The 17,593-nt window shown below is 53.9% G+C and carries 16 protein-coding genes and 1 tRNA gene; 16 read left to right on the top strand and 1 reads right to left on the bottom strand.

Going from position 1 to position 17,593, the window contains the following annotated elements; all coding sequences use genetic code 11:
* The first annotated feature begins 1 nt into the window (after position 1).
* From ispD to rpoS, 7 genes are all read left to right on the top strand, one after another.
* Entirely contained in the window at positions 2 to 718 is a 717-nt protein-coding gene (ispD, locus tag HA45_RS02265; protein ID WP_100703632.1) for a 2-C-methyl-D-erythritol 4-phosphate cytidylyltransferase, read from the top strand.
* On the top strand, positions 718 to 1,200 hold the full coding sequence (ispF, locus tag HA45_RS02270; RefSeq protein WP_100703675.1) for a 2-C-methyl-D-erythritol 2,4-cyclodiphosphate synthase: 483 nt from the start codon (positions 718 to 720) through the stop codon (positions 1,198 to 1,200). Before ispD ends, ispF begins: the two co-directional genes overlap by 1 nt.
* Positions 1,197 to 2,240 (top strand): tRNA pseudouridine(13) synthase TruD, encoded by a 1,044-nt coding sequence (gene truD / locus HA45_RS02275; RefSeq protein ID WP_100703633.1) that lies wholly within the window; start codon positions 1,197 to 1,199, stop codon positions 2,238 to 2,240. Before ispF ends, truD begins: the two co-directional genes overlap by 4 nt.
* 217 nt (positions 2,241 to 2,457) lie before the next feature.
* On the top strand, positions 2,458 to 3,219 hold the full coding sequence (gene surE, locus HA45_RS02280; RefSeq protein WP_100703676.1) for a 5'/3'-nucleotidase SurE: 762 nt from the start codon (positions 2,458 to 2,460) through the stop codon (positions 3,217 to 3,219).
* Positions 3,213 to 3,839 (top strand): protein-L-isoaspartate(D-aspartate) O-methyltransferase, encoded by a 627-nt coding sequence (locus tag HA45_RS02285; protein WP_100703634.1) that lies wholly within the window; start codon positions 3,213 to 3,215, stop codon positions 3,837 to 3,839. The genes surE and HA45_RS02285 overlap by 7 nt, the downstream gene beginning before the upstream one ends.
* A gap of 166 nt (positions 3,840 to 4,005) precedes the next feature.
* A complete protein-coding gene (nlpD, locus tag HA45_RS02290) occupies positions 4,006 to 5,124 on the top strand; it encodes a murein hydrolase activator NlpD (protein ID WP_100703635.1) in 1,119 nt (372 codons plus the stop codon).
* Between the two features lie 51 nt (positions 5,125 to 5,175).
* Positions 5,176 to 6,171, top strand: a complete 996-nt coding sequence (gene rpoS / locus HA45_RS02295) for an RNA polymerase sigma factor RpoS (protein WP_100703636.1) — start codon at positions 5,176 to 5,178, stop codon at positions 6,169 to 6,171.
* Between the two features lie 111 nt (positions 6,172 to 6,282).
* Here the strand turns inward: rpoS and mutS are convergent, their stop codons facing one another.
* Positions 6,283 to 8,844 carry a DNA mismatch repair protein MutS gene (mutS, locus tag HA45_RS02300; protein ID WP_420849072.1) on the bottom strand — a complete coding sequence of 854 codons (2,562 nt, stop codon included), beginning with the start codon at positions 8,842 to 8,844 and terminating at the stop codon, positions 6,283 to 6,285.
* Between the two features lie 348 nt (positions 8,845 to 9,192).
* Between mutS and mltB the strand changes: the two genes are divergently transcribed.
* The 9 genes from mltB (at position 9,193) to HA45_RS02345 (ending at position 17,586) form a co-directional block, all read left to right on the top strand.
* Positions 9,193 to 10,275 carry a lytic murein transglycosylase B gene (gene mltB, locus HA45_RS02305; RefSeq protein ID WP_100703638.1) on the top strand — a complete coding sequence of 361 codons (1,083 nt, stop codon included), beginning with the start codon at positions 9,193 to 9,195 and terminating at the stop codon, positions 10,273 to 10,275.
* Positions 10,276 to 10,362: 87 nt separating this feature from the next.
* On the top strand, positions 10,363 to 10,698 hold the full coding sequence (locus HA45_RS02310; RefSeq protein ID WP_100703639.1) for a zinc ribbon domain-containing protein YjdM: 336 nt from the start codon (positions 10,363 to 10,365) through the stop codon (positions 10,696 to 10,698).
* A gap of 127 nt (positions 10,699 to 10,825) precedes the next feature.
* The gene (gene tam / locus HA45_RS02315; protein WP_100703640.1) at positions 10,826 to 11,602 is read left to right on the top strand and encodes a trans-aconitate 2-methyltransferase; all 777 of its coding nucleotides are present in this window, start codon (positions 10,826 to 10,828) and stop codon (positions 11,600 to 11,602) included.
* A 101-nt stretch (positions 11,603 to 11,703) separates the two neighbouring features.
* Complete coding sequence (gene pncC / locus HA45_RS02320) at positions 11,704 to 12,198, top strand: nicotinamide-nucleotide amidase (protein WP_100703641.1); 495 nt, start codon at positions 11,704 to 11,706, stop codon at positions 12,196 to 12,198.
* A gap of 94 nt (positions 12,199 to 12,292) precedes the next feature.
* Positions 12,293 to 13,372 carry a recombinase RecA gene (gene recA / locus HA45_RS02325; protein ID WP_100703642.1) on the top strand — a complete coding sequence of 360 codons (1,080 nt, stop codon included), beginning with the start codon at positions 12,293 to 12,295 and terminating at the stop codon, positions 13,370 to 13,372.
* A gap of 107 nt (positions 13,373 to 13,479) precedes the next feature.
* Complete coding sequence (locus HA45_RS02330; RefSeq protein ID WP_240629269.1) at positions 13,480 to 13,995, top strand: regulatory protein RecX; 516 nt, start codon at positions 13,480 to 13,482, stop codon at positions 13,993 to 13,995.
* Positions 13,996 to 14,129: 134 nt separating this feature from the next.
* A complete protein-coding gene (gene alaS / locus HA45_RS02335; RefSeq protein WP_100703643.1) occupies positions 14,130 to 16,757 on the top strand; it encodes an alanine--tRNA ligase in 2,628 nt (875 codons plus the stop codon).
* 248 nt (positions 16,758 to 17,005) lie between these two features.
* Positions 17,006 to 17,191, top strand: a complete 186-nt coding sequence (gene csrA / locus HA45_RS02340; RefSeq protein WP_004155916.1) for a carbon storage regulator CsrA — start codon at positions 17,006 to 17,008, stop codon at positions 17,189 to 17,191.
* Positions 17,192 to 17,493: 302 nt separating this feature from the next.
* A tRNA-Ser gene (locus tag HA45_RS02345) sits at positions 17,494 to 17,586 on the top strand.
* Positions 17,587 to 17,593: the final 7 nt, after the last annotated feature.

A 17,593-nucleotide genomic window follows, 5' to 3' on the forward strand; every position in this document is an offset into this window, starting at 1 on the left:
CATGAACAACCTCTCTTCCCTTGCGGATGTGATTGCCGTGGTGCCAGCCGCTGGCGTCGGCAGCCGCATGCAGGCTGCCTGCCCGAAACAGTATCTGACCATTGGTCAATTCACCCTTCTCGAACACAGCGTTGCGCGCATACTGGCGCATCCCGCGGTTAAGCAAGTGATCGTGCCAATCAGTCCCGATGACGGTTGGTTTGATTCGCTGCCGCTGGCGCAGGATCCGCGCGTGCTGCGCGTGACCGGCGGCGAGACGCGTGCCGAGTCGGTGCTGGCAGGATTACAGGCAATTAAACACAGCGAGTGGGTGCTGGTGCATGATGCCGCACGCCCTTGTTTGCATCCGGATGATTTAGCGCGATTGCTGGCGGTCCGTGCGAACAGCAAAGTCGGTGCAATTCTGGCTGCCCCGGTGCGTGACACCATGAAGCGTGCCGAACCGGGCAAACAGGCGATTGCCCACACCGTGGAACGCGAAGATTTATGGCACGCGCTGACGCCGCAATTTTTCCCGCATCAATTACTCACGGCATGCCTGACGCGCGCACTTCATGAAGGCGCTACCATTACCGATGAAGCTTCGGCGCTGGAATACTGCGGCTATCATCCGGAGCTGGTGAGTGGGCGCAGTGACAATATCAAGGTAACGCGGCCAGAAGACCTGGCGCTGGCGGCCTTCTATCTAACCCAGATTCAGTTAAAGGAGAGCGCATGATGCGTATCGGCCACGGTTTTGACGTTCACGCGTTTGGCGGCGAAGGTCCGTTGGTGATTGGCGGGGTGCGTATTCCCTTCGAACACGGCTTCATTGCGCATTCGGATGGCGACGTGGCGCTGCATGCGCTGACGGACGCCTTGCTTGGCGCGGTGGCGATGGGCGATATCGGCAAACTGTTTCCGGACACCGATCCCGCGTTCAAAGGCGCGGACAGTCGCGGCCTGCTGCGTGAAGCCTGGCGTCGTATCCAGTTGAAAGGCTACCGCATCGGTAACGTCGACGTCACCATCATTGCTCAGGCGCCGAAAATGCTGCCGCACGTGCCGCAAATGCGCGTCAACATCGCCGAAGATTTGGGTTGCCACATGGACGACGTCAACGTCAAAGCCACCACCACGGAAAAGCTCGGCTTCACCGGTCGTGGCGAAGGCATTGCCTGTGAAGCGGTAGCGCTGCTGGTGAAGGCCGATCGGGCATGAGTGAGTTGCTTTATCTGCACGGTGTGCCGAGTGCGACTGGCGTTATCAAAGCCAATCCCGAAGACTTTGTGGTGGTTGAAGACCTGGGCTATCCCTATGATGGCGAGGGCGAACAGGTTTTGGTCCGTATCCGCAAAATCGGCTGTAACACGCGTTTTGTCGCTGAAGCGATTGCGAAATTTCTCGGCGTACATCAGCGTGATATGAGCTATGCCGGTATGAAAGACCGCCATGCGGTCACCGAGCAAACGCTGTGCTTCCGTGTGCCGGGCAATGCGATGCCGAATCTGGCCGGTTTCCAGCTGGAAGGTGTGGAGATTCTGCAGGTGATTCGCCACAAGCGTAAATTGCGCACAGGTGCACTGGCTGGAAATGCTTTCCGTTTGATCGTGCGTCAGGTTTCCGATCGTGCTGAAGTGGAAGCGCGCTTGCAGCGTATCCAGCAAAGCGGCGTTCCCAATTACTTTGGCGAGCAGCGTTTTGGACGCGGCGGCAACAACCTGACGCAGGCGAAGCTGTGGGCTGAGGATAAATTCCGCCCGCGCGACCGCAGTATGAAAGGTATTTTGCTGTCCGCCTCGCGCAGTCAGTTGTTCAATCAGGTCACCAGCGCGCGCTTGCAGCGCGATGGTGTGTTGGATCAGGTACAGGCGGGCGATGCGCTGCAGCTGGCCGGGCGCGGGAGCTGGTTTGTTGCGTTGGCGGAAGAGTTAGCGGAATTGCAGCAACGGGTTAACCATCACCAACTGCGCATCACCGCGCCGCTTGCCGGACGAGGCGAGCTGGGCACCCAGGGTGAGATGCTGGCCTTTGAACAGGCCAATCTGGCACCCGCGGCGGATTTGTTGGGATTACTTGACCGTGAACGCGTAGATGCGGCCCGCCGCGCCATGCTGGTGGTGCCGAAGGATTTGCGCTGGAACTGGTGGGATGATGTGACGTTAGAAATGGAATTCTGGCTGCCTGCCGGGAGTTTCGCGACCAGCGTGGTGCGCGAACTGCTGAGTAACGGTGCCGCTGCGCCTATCAACGACGAATAACCTCCTCTTTACCCGGCCGCAATGCCGGGTAAATCTCGACTTCGGCTGCGCATTGTTGCGGCAAACGCCGTAAGTTCCGTGATTTACGCCTACCACTTCCCGCGCCTCACGGCTAGAATGCAAACATCCTTGTCTCGCCAGAAACCGTTTTACGGTACCCATACTGCGGCTGCCAGGTGAGTTGAGGGCCAGTTGAATGAACAAAGGTCAGGAACAGATGCGGATATTGCTCAGCAACGACGATGGAATTCATGCCCCCGGCATTCAAACGCTGGCTCGCGCGCTGCGTGAGTTTGCGGAAGTGCAGGTGGTCGCGCCCGATCGCAATCGAAGTGGCGCATCAAATTCTCTGACATTAGAAACCCCGCTGCGGACTTTTACCCATGAAAATGGCGATATCGCGGTGCAGATGGGGACGCCGACGGACTGTGTGTTTCTCGGGGTCAACAAACTGATGCAGCCGCGTCCGGATATTGTGGTCTCGGGGATCAACGCGGGTCCCAACCTGGGTGATGACGTGATTTACTCTGGCACCGTGGCCGCGGCAATGGAAGGGCGCCATCTTGGACTGCCCGCGCTGGCCGTTTCACTCAATGGACACCAGCATTACGCTACCGCAGCGGCGATAACCTGCACATTGCTGCGTGCTTTGTCCCGCGCACCGCTGCGCACCGGGCGTATCCTCAATATCAATGTGCCTGATCTGCCGCTGTCGGAAATCAAAGGTTTCCGCGTGACGCGCTGCGGCAGTCGTCATCCGGCCGATAAGGTGATTTGCACAGAAGATCCGCGCGGCCATACGCTGTACTGGATTGGCCCGCCGGGGGAAAAGCTGGATGCAGGTCCGGATACCGATTTCGCCGCGGTAGATGCAGGTTATGTGTCGCTCACGGCATTGCATGTTGATCTCACCGCACACGCGGCGCAGGAAATATTAAGCGACTGGTTGACCGAGGCTGAGGTCAATCTCGCATGGTGAACCGGCGCATCGAAACGCTATTAGAGCAACTGCGTGCGCAGGGAATTCTCGATGAACACCTGCTCAAAGCCATCGCCGATGTCCCGCGTGAACGCTTTATCGATGAGGCGTTCGAGCATAAAGCCTGGGAAAACGTTGCGCTGCCGATTGGCAGTGGCCAGACGATTTCTCAGCCCTATATGGTGGCGCGGATGACCGCGTTACTTGAACTGACCCCAGAATCGCGCGTGCTGGAAATTGGCACCGGTTCGGGCTATCAGACCGCTATTCTGGCCCATCTTGTTAATCATGTTTATTCTGTTGAACGCATTAAAGGGTTGCAGTGGCAGGCTAAGCGCCGCCTGAAGCAGCTCGATCTGCATAATATTTCAACGCGTCACGGTGACGGCTGGCAAGGCTGGGCGGCACGTGGCCCGTTTGATGCCATTATTGTCACGGCCGCACCGCCTGAAATTCCGACTGCGCTGATAGCGCAATTAGGTGACGGTGGCAAAATGGTGCTGCCGGTGGGCGAAGATCAGCAGGTTTTAAAGCGCTTACGTCGTCAGGGAGATGAATTAATTGAAGAAATCATCGAGCCCGTCCGTTTTGTACCGTTAGTTCAGGGCGATCTGGCCTGAGCCATAGCTACGTAAATCTTCACAACTGTTACATGGCATGGCGCAGTTGATATTGTTACTATCCTTGTTAATCAATGTGAAAGACCGCATTCCGCCTGTTGTGCAGTGAATCATGCGGTCAAAACCATTACACAGTTACATCCAGGATTGCCATAACGGGGGATCAATGAGCACGGGAAGCACAGTATTTCAATTACGCCGTTTGGCGGCACTTTCACTGGTAGGATTTTGGCTGGCGGGCTGTAGCTCTGGCGACAACTCGCAAGCACCGATTAGCCAAATTGGTGGTGGCGGTGGGGAGAGCGGTATGGCTTCCTCGGCTGGCGGCGGCATGCTGTCTGGACAGAGCAGCGCCGTGCCCTCAATGCCACAAGGCGGAATGTTAAGCGGCGGTACACCATCTGCGGCACCTGCCGGCGGAATGGTTAGTGGCAATAACAACGTCACCACCGAAAATGGTCGCATAGTGTACAACCGCAATTATGGGAATATTCCTAAAGGTAGTTACGGTGGTGAGACCTACACCGTCAAACGCGGTGATACCTTGTTCTATATTGCCTGGATTACCGGCAATGACTTCCGCGACCTGGCACAACGCAACAACGTCCCGGCCCCGTATGGCCTGGAGGCTGGGCAAGTTCTGCAGGTTGGCAACGGAAATGGCCAGACCATCACTGGCGGGAATGCGATAACCGTAGCGGATGCTACGCAGGGCGGCGTGCCGGTGACACCAAGTCAATCGCAAATTAAATCGACCCCTGTTGCACAGCAACCTGTTATTACGTATTCTGATGATTCGGGTTCGTCAGGCAGTAAAATGCTGCCGACGAAAGGGGCAAATAATGTGGCAACGACCACAGCTCCGGTTGTCGCACCACCTACAGTCAGCAGCACGACGAATAGCACAACACCAGTGGGAAGCTGGCGTTGGCCGACTGATGGGAAGATCATCGATAACTTCTCCGCTGCGGAAGGCGGAAATAAAGGTGTCGATATCGCCGGTTCGCGTGGACAACCTGTTGTCGCCACTGCTTCAGGAAGGGTGGTATACGCAGGTAACGCGCTCCGTGGGTACGGTAATTTAATCATCATCAAACACAATGATGACTACCTGAGCGCCTACGCCCACAACGACTCTATGCTGGTCCGGGAACAACAGGAAGTTAAGGCGGGGCAAAAAATAGCTACCATGGGTAGCACCGGAACCAGTTCGGTAAGATTACACTTTGAAATTCGTTACAAGGGGAAATCCGTAAACCCGTTGCGTTATTTACCGCAACGATAATCCGGCAGAACCTTGGTGTTCTGCCCTTGGATCACGGGTAGGAGCCGCTTAATGAGCCAGAATACGCTGAAAGTTAATGAATCACACGATGATGCGGAATTCGAGGAGAACAACGGAGCTGAGGTTTTTGATGAGAAGGCTCTCGTTGAGAACGAACCTGGTGATAACGATGTAGCTGAAGAAGAGTTGTTGTCACAGGGTGCGACGCAACGCGTTTTGGATGCGACGCAGCTTTACCTCGGAGAGATTGGTTACTCTCCACTGTTAACAGCGGAAGAAGAAGTCTTCTTTGCCCGTCGTGCGTTACGAGGTGATATTCCTTCTCGTCGCCGTATGATTGAAAGTAACTTACGCCTGGTGGTGAAGATTGCCCGTCGTTATAGCAATCGTGGTCTGGCATTGCTGGATCTGATTGAAGAGGGTAATCTCGGCCTGATTCGCGCCGTGGAGAAGTTTGACCCAGAACGTGGGTTCCGTTTCTCAACTTATGCCACCTGGTGGATTCGTCAGACTATTGAACGGGCGATCATGAATCAAACCCGTACTATCCGTCTGCCGATCCACATCGTTAAAGAGTTGAATGTTTATCTGCGCACCGCGCGTGAACTTTCGCACAAGCTTGACCATGAGCCGAGTGCTGAAGAGATTGCTGAGCAGTTAGACAAGCCGGTTGATGACGTAAGCCGTATGCTGCGTCTCAATGAGCGTATTACCTCGGTTGACACACCGTTAGGTGGAGATTCCGAAAAAGCGCTGCTGGATATCCTGGCCGATGAGAAAGACAACGGCCCGGAAGACACCACGCAGGACGATGATATGAAACAAAGCATCGTTAAGTGGTTGTTTGAATTGAATGCCAAGCAGCGTGAAGTGCTGGCGCGTCGTTTCGGCCTGTTAGGTTATGAAGCGGCAACGCTGGAAGATGTGGGCCGTGAGATCGGGTTGACCCGTGAACGTGTCCGTCAGATTCAGGTTGAAGGTCTGCGCCGTCTGCGTGAAATCCTGCAGACACAGGGCCTCAACATTGAAGCACTGTTTCGCGAATAAGCCGTAACCGGTAACAAGAACGGTGACCCAAGGGTCACCGTTTTTTTATGCCTAAAATCTGACCGTACCTGCCAAAGGATAGCGGCGCCCTAGCACCGCCATTTCGAAGGCTTACACCAATGTTTTAAGACGGTAAATCCACTCCAGCGCCTGTTTCGGCGTGAGGCTATCAGGATCTAACGCTTCCAGTGCATCGACGGCCGGAGAGGTTTCGGCGACCAGCAGTTGCATTTGCGATCCCTCAACGGTGGATGTTGCTGAACTGCCCGAAAGCGCTTCTAACTCTTTCAGCTTGTGGCGCGCACGTTTGATAACGTCCTTTGGCACGCCTGCTAACGCTGCCACCGCCAAACCATAGCTCTTGCTGGCGGCACCATCCTGCACGCTGTGCATGAAAGCAATGGTATCGCCATGTTCCACCGCATCGAGATGCACATTGACCACACCTTCCATTTTCTCTGGCAGGGTGGTGAGTTCGAAGTAGTGGGTGGCGAACAGCGTCATCGCTTTGATGCGATTGGCCAGGCTTTCCGCGCAGGCCCATGCCAGCGACAGGCCATCATAAGTTGAGGTGCCGCGCCCAATCTCATCCATTAACACCAGGCTGTTTTCAGTGGCGTTGTGCAGGATGTTGGCCGTTTCAGTCATTTCGACCATAAAGGTCGAGCGACCTGACGCCAGATCATCAGCTGCACCCACGCGAGTGAATATGCGATCGATGGGGCCAATCACCGTCTCTTCCGCAGGCACATAGCTGCCAATCCACGCCATAAGCGCAATCAGCGCGGTTTGACGCATGTAGGTACTTTTACCGCCCATGTTAGGACCCGTGATGATCAACATGCGTCGCTGGCTGGAGAGCGACAGCGGGTTGGCAATAAACGGTTCTTTTAACACCTGCTCCACTACCGGATGGCGTCCGGCGGTAATGCGAATACCGGCTTTTTCCTGCAACACCGGACGACAATAATTCAGCGTCCATGCGCGTTCCGCCAGGTTAGCCAAGACATCCAGTTCGGCCAGTGCTGCTGCACTTAACTGCAGTGCTTCAAGATGGGGTAATAAATGATCAAGTAATGCCTCGTACAGCCCCTTTTCCAGAGCCAGTGCTTTACCTTTCGAGGTCAGGACTTTGTCTTCATACTCTTTCAGTTCAGGAATGATATAGCGTTCGGCATTTTTAAGCGTCTGGCGGCGCACATAATGAATGGGTACCAAATGGCTTTGGCCACGACTCACTTGAATGTAGTAGCCATGAATAGCGTTAAAGCCGACTTTTAGCGTATCCAGTCCCAGCTTCTCACGTTCGCGAATTTCCAGACGATCAAGATAATCGGTGGCGCCATCCGCCAGCGCACGCCATTCATCCAGTTCTGCGTTGTAGCCTGGCGCGATAACGCCACCGTCACGCACCAACACCGGCGGTGATTCGATGACGGCCTGCTCCAGCAATTCGCGCAGCTCAGCAAAATCTCCCATCTGCGCGCGTAAATTGACAAGCTGAGTGGCCGCGACGCCATCAAGTTGCTGGTTTAACTCTGGAAGCTGCTGGAATGCATGGCGCATACGCGCTAAATCGCGCGGACGTGCGGTGCGCAGTGCCAGGCGCGCCAGAATACGTTCCAGGTCACCCACCTGACGCAGCACGGGTTGTAACTCCTCACTCAGTGACTGCAGCTCGGCAATCGATTCCTGACGACGCCCAATAATGGCGACATCACGCAGCGGCATATGCAGCCAGCGCTTGAGCATACGGCTGCCCATCGGCGTGACGGTTTTATCCAGCACCGCAGCCAGGGTATTTTCTATGCCGCCTGCCAGGTTCTGGGTAATTTCCAGATTGCGTCGGGTGGCCGCATCCATAATCACGCTATCCTGCTGACGTTCCATGCTCAGCGAACGAATGTGCGGCAAGGAGGTTCGTTGCGTATCTTTGACGTATTGCAGCAGGCAACCGGCCGCACGCAGCGCAAGATGTGCCTGTTCAACGCCAAAACCGCTGAGATCGCGCGTGCCAAATTGCATATTTAACTGCTGACGTGCGGTGTCGATTTCATATTCCCACAGCGGACGGCGGCGCAGACCACGGCGCTGATCAATCAGCGTCATCGCCTGTAAATCTTCGGGGTAGAGCAGTTCGGCAGGATTGGTGCGTTGCAGTTCTGCCGCCATGGTCTCTTGGTCGGCAGGTTCACTCAGGCGAAAACGCCCTGAGCTAATGTCGAGTGTGGCATAACCAAAGCCGCGCGGGCTTTGGAATATCGCCGCCAGCAGATTATCCTGACGCTCTTGTAACAGCGCTTCATCACTGATAGTGCCGGGCGTGACGATACGTACTACTTTACGTTCAACCGGGCCTTTACTCAGTGCCGGATCGCCAATCTGTTCACAGATCGCCACGGATTCGCCGAGCTGTACCAGTTTTGCCAGATAACCTTCTACGGCATGGTAAGGTACGCCAGCCATAGGGATTGGTTCACCCGCTGACGCGCCGCGTTTGGTGAGTGAGATCTCCAGCAGTTGTGAAGCACGCCTGGCGTCGTCATAGAACAGTTCGTAAAAATCGCCCATGCGATAAAACAGCAGGATTTCGGGATGGTCAGCCTTCAGGCGCAGATATTGTTGCATCATGGGGGTGTGGCCACTTAAGTCCATTTGCGCTGCTCCTTTCATCTCGTTTTCACTCAAAATTAACTCTTTTGATTTTGTCTGGCCGGTCGTGCCAGCCAGTGCGTTGCGTTATCCCATCAACGGGAAACCAAAGCGCAGATATTAGCATTTTTGCCCCCCGGCCTTCATCAGTCAGCAACGGTTTCTGGCTGCCGACCTTAGCAAATTGCGATAAGCAGTAAAAAGCAAAATCTCAAGATTGAGACAAAGTGTGGAGCCGTTTCGCAAATTTACCCTGCAACCCACTGAAACCAGGGAAAAGCGGCGGAATTTTAAGATATTGCTCTGTATCCCGCTTTGATGAACGATTACCATGTGGGCTTCCGGTTTCATCTGGCTTATGGATATCTAATGCGTTTTAAGGTTGCTTTTCTTCCGCTAATTGCCTTACTTGCTGCCTGCAGCAGTAAGCCTGCATCCCAGCAGCAAACCGCCGTTGTGCCTGCACCGAAAGGCGGTTTTTTACTGGAACCTTCACACGCCGTTCAGCCCATGTTTGGCGATTTCGCCGGTAATCCAGCGGCTGAGCAGTTCATTGATCAAATGGTGGCAAAACACGGTTTTAACCGTGAACAGCTGCATGCCGTGATTGGGCAGGCAAAACGGCTGGACTATGTGCTGCGTCTGATGGATCAACAGGCACCAAGTTACACGCCGCCGACCGGGCCAAACGGGGCCTGGATCCGCTACCGCAATAAATTCATCACGCCGGATAACGTACAAAACGGCGTGGCGTTCTGGGATCAATACCAGGATGCACTGCAGCGCGCGCAACAGGTTTATGGCGTTCCGCCTGAAATCATTGTCGGCATTATTGGGGTGGAAACACGCTGGGGCCGGGTGATGGGTAAAACGCGCCTGCTGGATGCACTGGCAACCTTGTCCTTCAGTTATCCCCGTCGCGCCGCCTATTTCAGTAGCGAGCTGGAAACCTTCCTGTTAATGGCGCGGACTGAGCAGGATGATCCGCTGGATCTGCGCGGCTCTTTTGCCGGTGCCATGGGTTATGGCCAGTTTATGCCATCGTCCTATAAGCAGTACGCGGTCGACTTCAATGGTGATGGCCACATCAATTTATGGGATCCGGTGGATGCCATTGGCAGCGTGGCAAACTACTTCAAAGAACATGGCTGGCGCGCAGGGCAGAATGTTGCCGTGCCGGCAAGCGGCCAGGCTCCCGCGCTGGAAAACGGGTTTAAAACGCTCTATCCGGTGAACACGTTGATGGCCAGTGGTCTGACGCCGCAAGGATCGCTGGATGGTAATAATCAGGCGAGCCTGCTGCGGCTTGATCTCGGTACCAGCTATCAATACTGGTATGGACTGCCTAATTTCTATGTCATTACGCGCTATAACCACAGCACGCACTACGCCATGGCCGTATGGCAGTTAGGTGAAGCGGTGGCCAAAGCGCGCCAGGGCAACATGCTTTAATGCTGTCCTTATAAAGTATGAGGGTATAAGATGGCGCCCCTTTTTGCGGTGCCATCTTCACCGCTTTTTGACTTCTTAGGAACGCGAATGACAACCTTACCTGCTTGTCCTGTATGTCAGGCTGATTATACCTGGCAGGATGGCGATAACCTGAACTGCCCATCTTGTGGCCATATATGGTCCATGAGCGCAGAGGCAGCCTCGGATGGCCTGGTGGTGCGTGATGCCAATGGCAATCTGCTGGCTGATGGCGACAGCGTTACCGTGGTTAAAGATCTCAAGGTGAAAGGTAGCTCCTCAACCCTGAAGATTGGCACCAAAGTGAAAAGTATTCGCCTGGTTGAAGGCGATCACAACATTGATTGCAAGATTGATGGCTTTGGTCCGATGAAACTCAAATCTGAGTTTGTGAAAAAGAACTAACAGCAGGACGGCACCCGGCCGTCCGGTATGATTCTTTCCAGTCTGCTAAAGCATCGCACTTTTATCTTCGTCCCCACAGGCAAAAAACAGGTAGTGTGATGCTCTTCAGCCAGACAGGAGCGTTGACATGCAAGACTGGAATCCACAGCTGTATCGCCAATTTGAATCAGAACGCACGCGACCCGCACGTGAACTGTTAGAACGAATCCCTCCTCTCCACGTCCATTTTGCCACCGATCTCGGTTGCGGCCCCGGTAACAGCACTGAGCTACTCGCACAGTTGTGGTCGGATGCGCAGATCACGGGGATTGATAGTTCTGCAGCCATGCTGGAACAAGCCCAGGAGCGCCTGCCTGACTGCACCTTTCAACAAGCCGATATTCGCACCTGGCAGGCTCCGCAGCCGCAGCAGGTCATCTATGCCAATGCTTCACTGCAATGGCTTACCGATCACCACTCGCTGCTACCCCATCTGGTTAATCAGTTAGATGTTGGCGGTGCACTGGCGATTCAGATGCCCGATAATCTCGATGAACCCTCACACCGCCTGATGCGTGAAGTGGCGGCCAGTGAACGCTGGCAGGCAGAAATTTCGCCACAGGCAGCGGATCGCAAACACCTGCTGACCACGGAACAGTATTATGACTTGCTGAGTGATGCCGGCTGTCAGGTTGATATCTGGCGTACCACTTACTATCACCCCATGGCCGATGCGCAGGGCATCATTACCTGGCTACAAGCAACGGGTTTACGTCCTTTCCTTGCCGCGTTGAATCAACAGCAGCAGGCCGATTTTCTGCATGACTATCATCAGGCATTGCTCCCCGCCTATCCCCCGCGCAGCAATGGTCAGGTTTTGTTAGCTTTCCCACGTTTATTCATGGTGGCAGTGCGAACACGCTGAGTTAGCTGGAAGCGGGTGCGCAAAATAGCGCAATAAAGGTTGAAAAGGGCTCTATGCTGCACCATTTATGGCTAACGTGAAGCGCTCTACAGGAGAAGGCGATGAACGATAAAGAGTTGCAGCAGCTGAGCCAGCGTATTGGTGAACAGCTGAAAAAACGTCAGGCGACAGTCACGGCAGCCGAATCTTGCACTGGCGGTTGGATTGCCAAAGTCTTTACGGATATCAGCGGTAGCTCAGCCTGGTTTGAGCGGGGTTTCGTCACTTATAGCAACGAAGCCAAGCAGCAGATGGTTGGCGTGCAGGATGAGACGCTGGCCCAGCATGGGGCCGTGAGTGAACAAACGGTGCGCGAAATGGCTCGCGGAGCCTGTCATGCTGCGGCAGCAGAATATGGCATTGCGGTCAGCGGGATTGCCGGGCCTGACGGAGGCACGGCAGAAAAGCCTGTTGGTACCGTGTGGTTTGCCATTGCCGGGCCAGAGGGGCGAGTTTTGGCGCAGCGGCAGAACTTTGCCGGAGATCGCGACGCAGTCCGGCGTCAGTCAGTGACTTGGGCGCTACAAACGCTGCTTGATGAATTTCTGACAAATTAAACTTGATACTGTATGGTCATACAGTATAATTAGCCGCAATAGAACGAGCAGGCATACGATGATGTCGGCTTACCCAGCATGATTAGGAGTGGAAATGGCAATTGACGAGAACAAACAGAAAGCTCTAGCTGCCGCGTTGGGCCAGATTGAGAAACAATTTGGTAAAGGCACGATCATGCGCTTGGGTGAAGACCGCTCAATGGACGTGGAAACCATCTCAACCGGTTCATTGTCACTGGATATCGCGTTGGGTGCTGGCGGCTTGCCAATGGGCCGTATCGTAGAGATTTACGGACCTGAATCTTCCGGTAAGACGACGTTGACGCTGCAGGTCATTGCCTCAGCACAGCGTAAAGGCAAAACCTGTGCGTTTATCGATGCTGAGCACGCCCTTGACCCGGTCTATGCGAAAAAGCTGGGCGTTGATATCGATAACCTGCTGTGTTCGCAGCCGGATACCGGTGAGCAGGCGTTAGAGATTTGTGATGCGCTGGCGCGCTCTGGTGCCGTTGATGTGATCATTGTTGACTCCGTTGCTGCACTGACGCCAAAAGCCGAAATCGAAGGCGAAATCGGTGATTCGCACATGGGTCTGGCCGCACGTATGATGAGCCAGGCGATGCGTAAGTTAGCGGGTAACCTGAAGCAGTCCAACACGCTGCTGATCTTCATCAACCAGATTCGTATGAAAATTGGTGTGATGTTTGGTAACCCGGAAACCACGACCGGTGGTAACGCGCTGAAATTCTACGCTTCTGTCCGTCTTGATATCCGCCGTATCGGTGCGATTAAAGAGGGCGATGAAGTGGTTGGTAGCGAAACCCGCGTAAAAGTGGTGAAGAACAAAATCGCTGCACCGTTTAAGCAAGCTGAATTCCAGATTATGTACGGCGAAGGTATCAACACCTTTGGTGAGCTGGTGGATCTTGGCGTGAAACACAAACTGGTTGAGAAAGCCGGTGCGTGGTACAGCTATAACGGCGATAAGATTGGTCAAGGTAAAGCGAACTCGACCAACTTCCTCAAAGAGAATCCGGCGATTGCCAACGAAATCGATAAGAAGTTGCGCGATATGTTGCTGACGGGTGCAACGGCGGCTACGGCTGAAGGCGATGCAGCGGGAATACCTGCTGGCGACCACGAAGAAGCTAGCGAAACCAACGAAGATTTCTAAAATACCCCACGGGAGCAGCAATGCTCCCGTTTGCTTTTCCCCGTCCATGCTTCCCCTGATCGTCTTCTTGCTTTACCCTGCGCAACAGTCAGAACAAGGTAAAACCCATGTCATCATCACCTGCTGCGGCCTCTGTGCCGACATATTCCCGTTTGCTAGACCGTGCCATGCGCATCTTAGCCCAGCGTGACCACAGTCGTGACGAGTTAAAACGTAAGTTACAGCTCTCTACACAACGTGCAGCTTATCTGAAGCAAGAAGAGAACGTGCCGATCCCCGAAGAGCTACTGGAAAAGGTACTCGACTGGTGTCAGGAGAGCGGCTGGCTTAACGATCAACGTTTCACCGAACGCTTTATCCAAAGCCGTGCACGCAAAGGTTACGGTTCACAACGCGTACGTATGGAGTTGCAGCAAAAAGGTATCAGCCGTGATGAGATTAATCAGGCGATGATGGAGACGGAAGTGGACTGGAGCCAGAGTGCAGCCGATTTAGCTAAGCGTAAATTTGGTGATCCATTGCCGCAAACCTGGGCCGAGAAAAGCAAAGTACAGCGCTTTTTGATGTCAAAAGGCTTTATGATGGAAGATATTCAGGCGGTTTTCAGAAATATTGACGACTGAAAGGCGATGGGATTTTACTTCCCACTGAAGAAAATTTATCTTATTCCCACTTTTTGTTCCTCAATCAGCGGTGAGCTTGCAGAAGCGGTTTGCCAGCGAAAGGGAACGTTCGTTAGCGTGATTCCAGGAATTTTATGAGCCAGAGCACTGCTGAGATCCGTCAAGCGTTTCTCGACTTTTTTCATAGCAAGGGACATCAGGTTGTAGCCAGCAGCTCCCTCGTACCGAACAACGACCCGACGTTACTGTTTACTAACGCTGGGATGGTGCAGTTTAAAGACGTTTTCCTCGGTCAGGATAAGCGCGATTACGCCCGCGCAACCACGTCTCAACGTTGTGTGCGCGCCGGCGGCAAGCATAACGATCTTGAGAACGTAGGCTACACCGCTCGTCACCATACCTTCTTTGAAATGCTGGGTAACTTCAGCTTTGGCGACTACTTCAAGAAAGAAGCGATTGCTTATGCCTGGGAACTGTTGACGGGTGAGCAGTGGTTTAAGCTGCCAAAAGAGCGTTTGTGGGTCACTGTTTACGAGACCGACGATGAAGCCTTTGACATCTGGGCTAACGAAGTAGGCGTGCCACGCGAACGCATTATCCGCATTGGCGATAACAAAGGCAGCGCTTTCGCATCTGACAACTTCTGGCAGATGGGTGACACCGGTCCTTGCGGCCCATGCACCGAGATTTTCTACGATCACGGCGACCATATCTGGGGTGGCCCGCCGGGCAGCCCGGAAGAAGATGGCGATCGCTATATTGAGATCTGGAATATCGTCTTCATGCAGTTTAACCGTCAGGCCGACGGCACCATGGAGCCATTGCCGAAACCGTCAGTAGACACCGGCATGGGCCTGGAGCGTATCGCCGCGGTCCTGCAGCACGTTAACTCCAACTATGAAATTGATCTGTTTGCCAAACTGATCAAAGCGGTTGCCCAGGTGACGGGTGCAGCTGACCTGAATAATAAATCCCTGCGCGTGATTGCTGACCATATCCGCTCTTGTGCATTCCTGATTGCTGATGGCGTGATCCCGTCAAATGAAAACCGCGGCTACGTGCTGCGTCGTATCATTCGCCGTGCAGTGCGTCATGGCAATATGCTGGGCGCTAAAGAGGCCTTCTTCTACAAGCTGGTTGCGCCATTGATCGACGTCATGGGCGATGCCGGTGAAGATCTGAAACGTCAGCAGAAGCACGTTGAAAATGCGCTGAAAAATGAAGAAGAGCAGTTTGCTAAGACGCTGGAACGTGGTCTGGCCTTGCTCGACGAAGAGTTGGCCAACCTGCAGGGTGATACGCTGGATGGTGAGACAGTATTCCGTCTGTATGACACCTTCGGTTTCCCGGCTGATTTGACTGCCGACGTCTGCCGAGAGCGCAATCTGAAGATTGATGAAGCGGGCTTCGAAACGGCAATGGAGCAGCAGCGCCAGCGCGCACGTGAGGCCAGTGGCTTCGGTGCCGACTACAACAGCGTGATTCGCTTTGATTCAGCGACTGACTTCAAAGGCTATGAGTACCTGCAACATGAAGGCACCGTACAGGCGCTGTTTGTTGACGGCCAGCAGGTTGAGCAGGTTTCTGCCGGTCAGGATGCTGTAGTGATTCTGGACCAAACACCGTTTTACGGTGAATCTGGTGGTCAGGTCGGTGATACGGGCGTACTCACTGCGCAGAATGCTGAATTTAGCGTTCAGGATACCCAGAAGTATGGCAAAGCCTTTGGTCATATCGGTAAGCTGAACCACGGTGAGTTACGCGTGGGGGACCGCTTAAATGCGCAAGTGGATGAAGAGCGCCGCGCTCGCATCATTCTTAATCACTCTGCAACGCATTTGATGCATGAAGCGTTACGTGAAGTGTTAGGCGATCACGTTGGGCAGAAAGGGTCACTCAACAACGATAAATACCTGCGCTTCGACTTCTCTCATAATGAAGCGATGAAGCCAGAGCAGATTCGTACCGTTGAAGATATCGTTAACGCTCAGATTCGTCGCAATTTGTTAATTCAGACCGAAGTGATGGATCTGGATGAAGCGAAGGCACGTGGTGCCACCGCGCTGTTTGGTGAAAAATATGAGCAGCGCGTACGTGTAGTCAGCATGGGTGAATACTCCGTTGAGCTGTGTGGTGGTACGCACGCAGCACGCACCGGCGATATCGGTCTGTTCCGCATTCAGTCTGAATCCGGCACGGCGGCGGGTGTGCGTCGTATTGAAGCGCTGACGGGTGAGGGGGCAATTGCGCAACTTCATGCACAGAGCGATCAGATATCTGAGCTTGCTCAGGTGGTTAAAGCCAACAGCAGCAATCTGAATGAGAAAGTGCGCGGCCTGGTTGATAATGTCCGTGCGCTGGAAAAAGAACTGCAGCAGTTGCGCGATCAGCAAGCGGCGCAAGAAAGTGCTTCACTCAGCAGTAAAGCGGTCGACGTGAAGGGCACCAAGCTGCTGGTGAGCGAGCTTAGCAACGTTGAGCCGAAGATGCTGCGTACTATGATGGATGAGCTGAAGAATCAGCTGGGTTCCGCCATCATCGTGCTGGCAACCGTCGCTGAAGGTAAGGTTTCGCTGATTGCGGGCGTGACAAAAGACCTGACCGACCGTGTGAAAGCCGGTGAGTTAGTGGGGGAGTTGGCTGCGCAGGTGGGTGGTAAAGGCGGTGGACGTCCTGATATGGCTCAGGCAGGTGGAACGGATCCACAGGCGCTGGCTGGAGCGCTGGCTGGAGTGCCGGACTGGGTGAGCAACCGTCTGTAACGAAATAAACGCAGCATCGTCCAGAGCGTCAGAACCCCGTGTTCTGGCGCTTTTTAACGCGGTGTGCACCCGATAATGACAAAGTCCGGTTGATGTAGTGTATTTCGGCTAAACTAACTATCAGCAGAATGTATTGGCGTGGCGATGCACAATGGTGTATTTGTCATAGACATTGTTCAGCGTTATATGATGGATATGGCCGGGAGACCGAACAGGCCCGACTCTTTTAATCTTTCAAGGAGCAAAGAATGCTTATTCTAACTCGTCGAGTTGGTGAAACCCTCATGATTGGCGATGAGGTGACTGTAACGGTGCTGGGTGTTAAAGGTAACCAGGTCCGTATTGGCGTGAACGCGCCTAAAGAAGTTTCGGTGCATCGCGAAGAAATCTATCAGCGTATTCAGGCCGAAAAGACTCAGCAAACGAGTTACTAACGGATTCAGCGCCTCGCATCCAGCGAGGCGCTACCGCTTTTCTCCCCTCAGCTTCATTTTTCCCAGTACTTCTCTCGTTTTCTTTCTTCCTGTTTCGTTAACTGCAGCGTGCTTTCGCTGTTGATTAATCACTCTTTTGTCGGCAAAACACACTAATTGCGCGTCATTTGTGCAAACAGAACGATATCCAGAAAAACTCGGGAAAAATTGTTTGACTTATAAGTGCGGGAAAGTAATATGTGCGCCACGCAGTGCCGATGAGCAGAAACAAGTTCAGAAGCACAGTTCGCAAGAACGCGTATGGTGAGGTGGCCGAGAGGCTGAAGGCGCTCCCCTGCTAAGGGAGTATGCGGTCAAAAGCTGCATCCGGGGTTCGAATCCCCGCCTCACCGCCATTTCCGA

The sequence above is a fragment of the Pantoea rodasii genome (assembly GCF_002095465.1).
GTDB classification, from domain to species: Bacteria; Pseudomonadota; Gammaproteobacteria; order Enterobacterales; family Enterobacteriaceae; genus Pantoea; species Pantoea rodasii.

Excerpts from the sequence above, each read along its gene's own strand:
- ispD (WP_100703632.1), top strand. The coding sequence starts at position 2 with ATGAACAACCTCTCTTCCCTTGCGGATGTGATTGCCGTGGTGCCAGCC.
- ispF (WP_100703675.1), top strand. The coding sequence starts at position 718 with ATGCGTATCGGCCACGGTTTTGACGTTCACGCGTTTGGCGGCGAAGGT.
- truD (WP_100703633.1), top strand. The coding sequence starts at position 1,197 with ATGAGTGAGTTGCTTTATCTGCACGGTGTGCCGAGTGCGACTGGCGTT.
- surE (WP_100703676.1), top strand. The coding sequence starts at position 2,458 with ATGCGGATATTGCTCAGCAACGACGATGGAATTCATGCCCCCGGCATT.
- HA45_RS02285 (WP_100703634.1), top strand. The coding sequence starts at position 3,213 with ATGGTGAACCGGCGCATCGAAACGCTATTAGAGCAACTGCGTGCGCAG.
- nlpD (WP_100703635.1), top strand. The coding sequence starts at position 4,006 with ATGAGCACGGGAAGCACAGTATTTCAATTACGCCGTTTGGCGGCACTT.
- rpoS (WP_100703636.1), top strand. The coding sequence starts at position 5,176 with ATGAGCCAGAATACGCTGAAAGTTAATGAATCACACGATGATGCGGAA.
- mutS (WP_420849072.1), bottom strand. The coding sequence starts at position 8,844 with ATGAAAGGAGCAGCGCAAATGGACTTAAGTGGCCACACCCCCATGATG.
- mltB (WP_100703638.1), top strand. The coding sequence starts at position 9,193 with ATGCGTTTTAAGGTTGCTTTTCTTCCGCTAATTGCCTTACTTGCTGCC.
- HA45_RS02310 (WP_100703639.1), top strand. The coding sequence starts at position 10,363 with ATGACAACCTTACCTGCTTGTCCTGTATGTCAGGCTGATTATACCTGG.
- tam (WP_100703640.1), top strand. The coding sequence starts at position 10,826 with ATGCAAGACTGGAATCCACAGCTGTATCGCCAATTTGAATCAGAACGC.
- pncC (WP_100703641.1), top strand. The coding sequence starts at position 11,704 with ATGAACGATAAAGAGTTGCAGCAGCTGAGCCAGCGTATTGGTGAACAG.
- recA (WP_100703642.1), top strand. The coding sequence starts at position 12,293 with ATGGCAATTGACGAGAACAAACAGAAAGCTCTAGCTGCCGCGTTGGGC.
- HA45_RS02330 (WP_240629269.1), top strand. The coding sequence starts at position 13,480 with ATGTCATCATCACCTGCTGCGGCCTCTGTGCCGACATATTCCCGTTTG.
- alaS (WP_100703643.1), top strand. The coding sequence starts at position 14,130 with ATGAGCCAGAGCACTGCTGAGATCCGTCAAGCGTTTCTCGACTTTTTT.
- csrA (WP_004155916.1), top strand. The coding sequence starts at position 17,006 with ATGCTTATTCTAACTCGTCGAGTTGGTGAAACCCTCATGATTGGCGAT.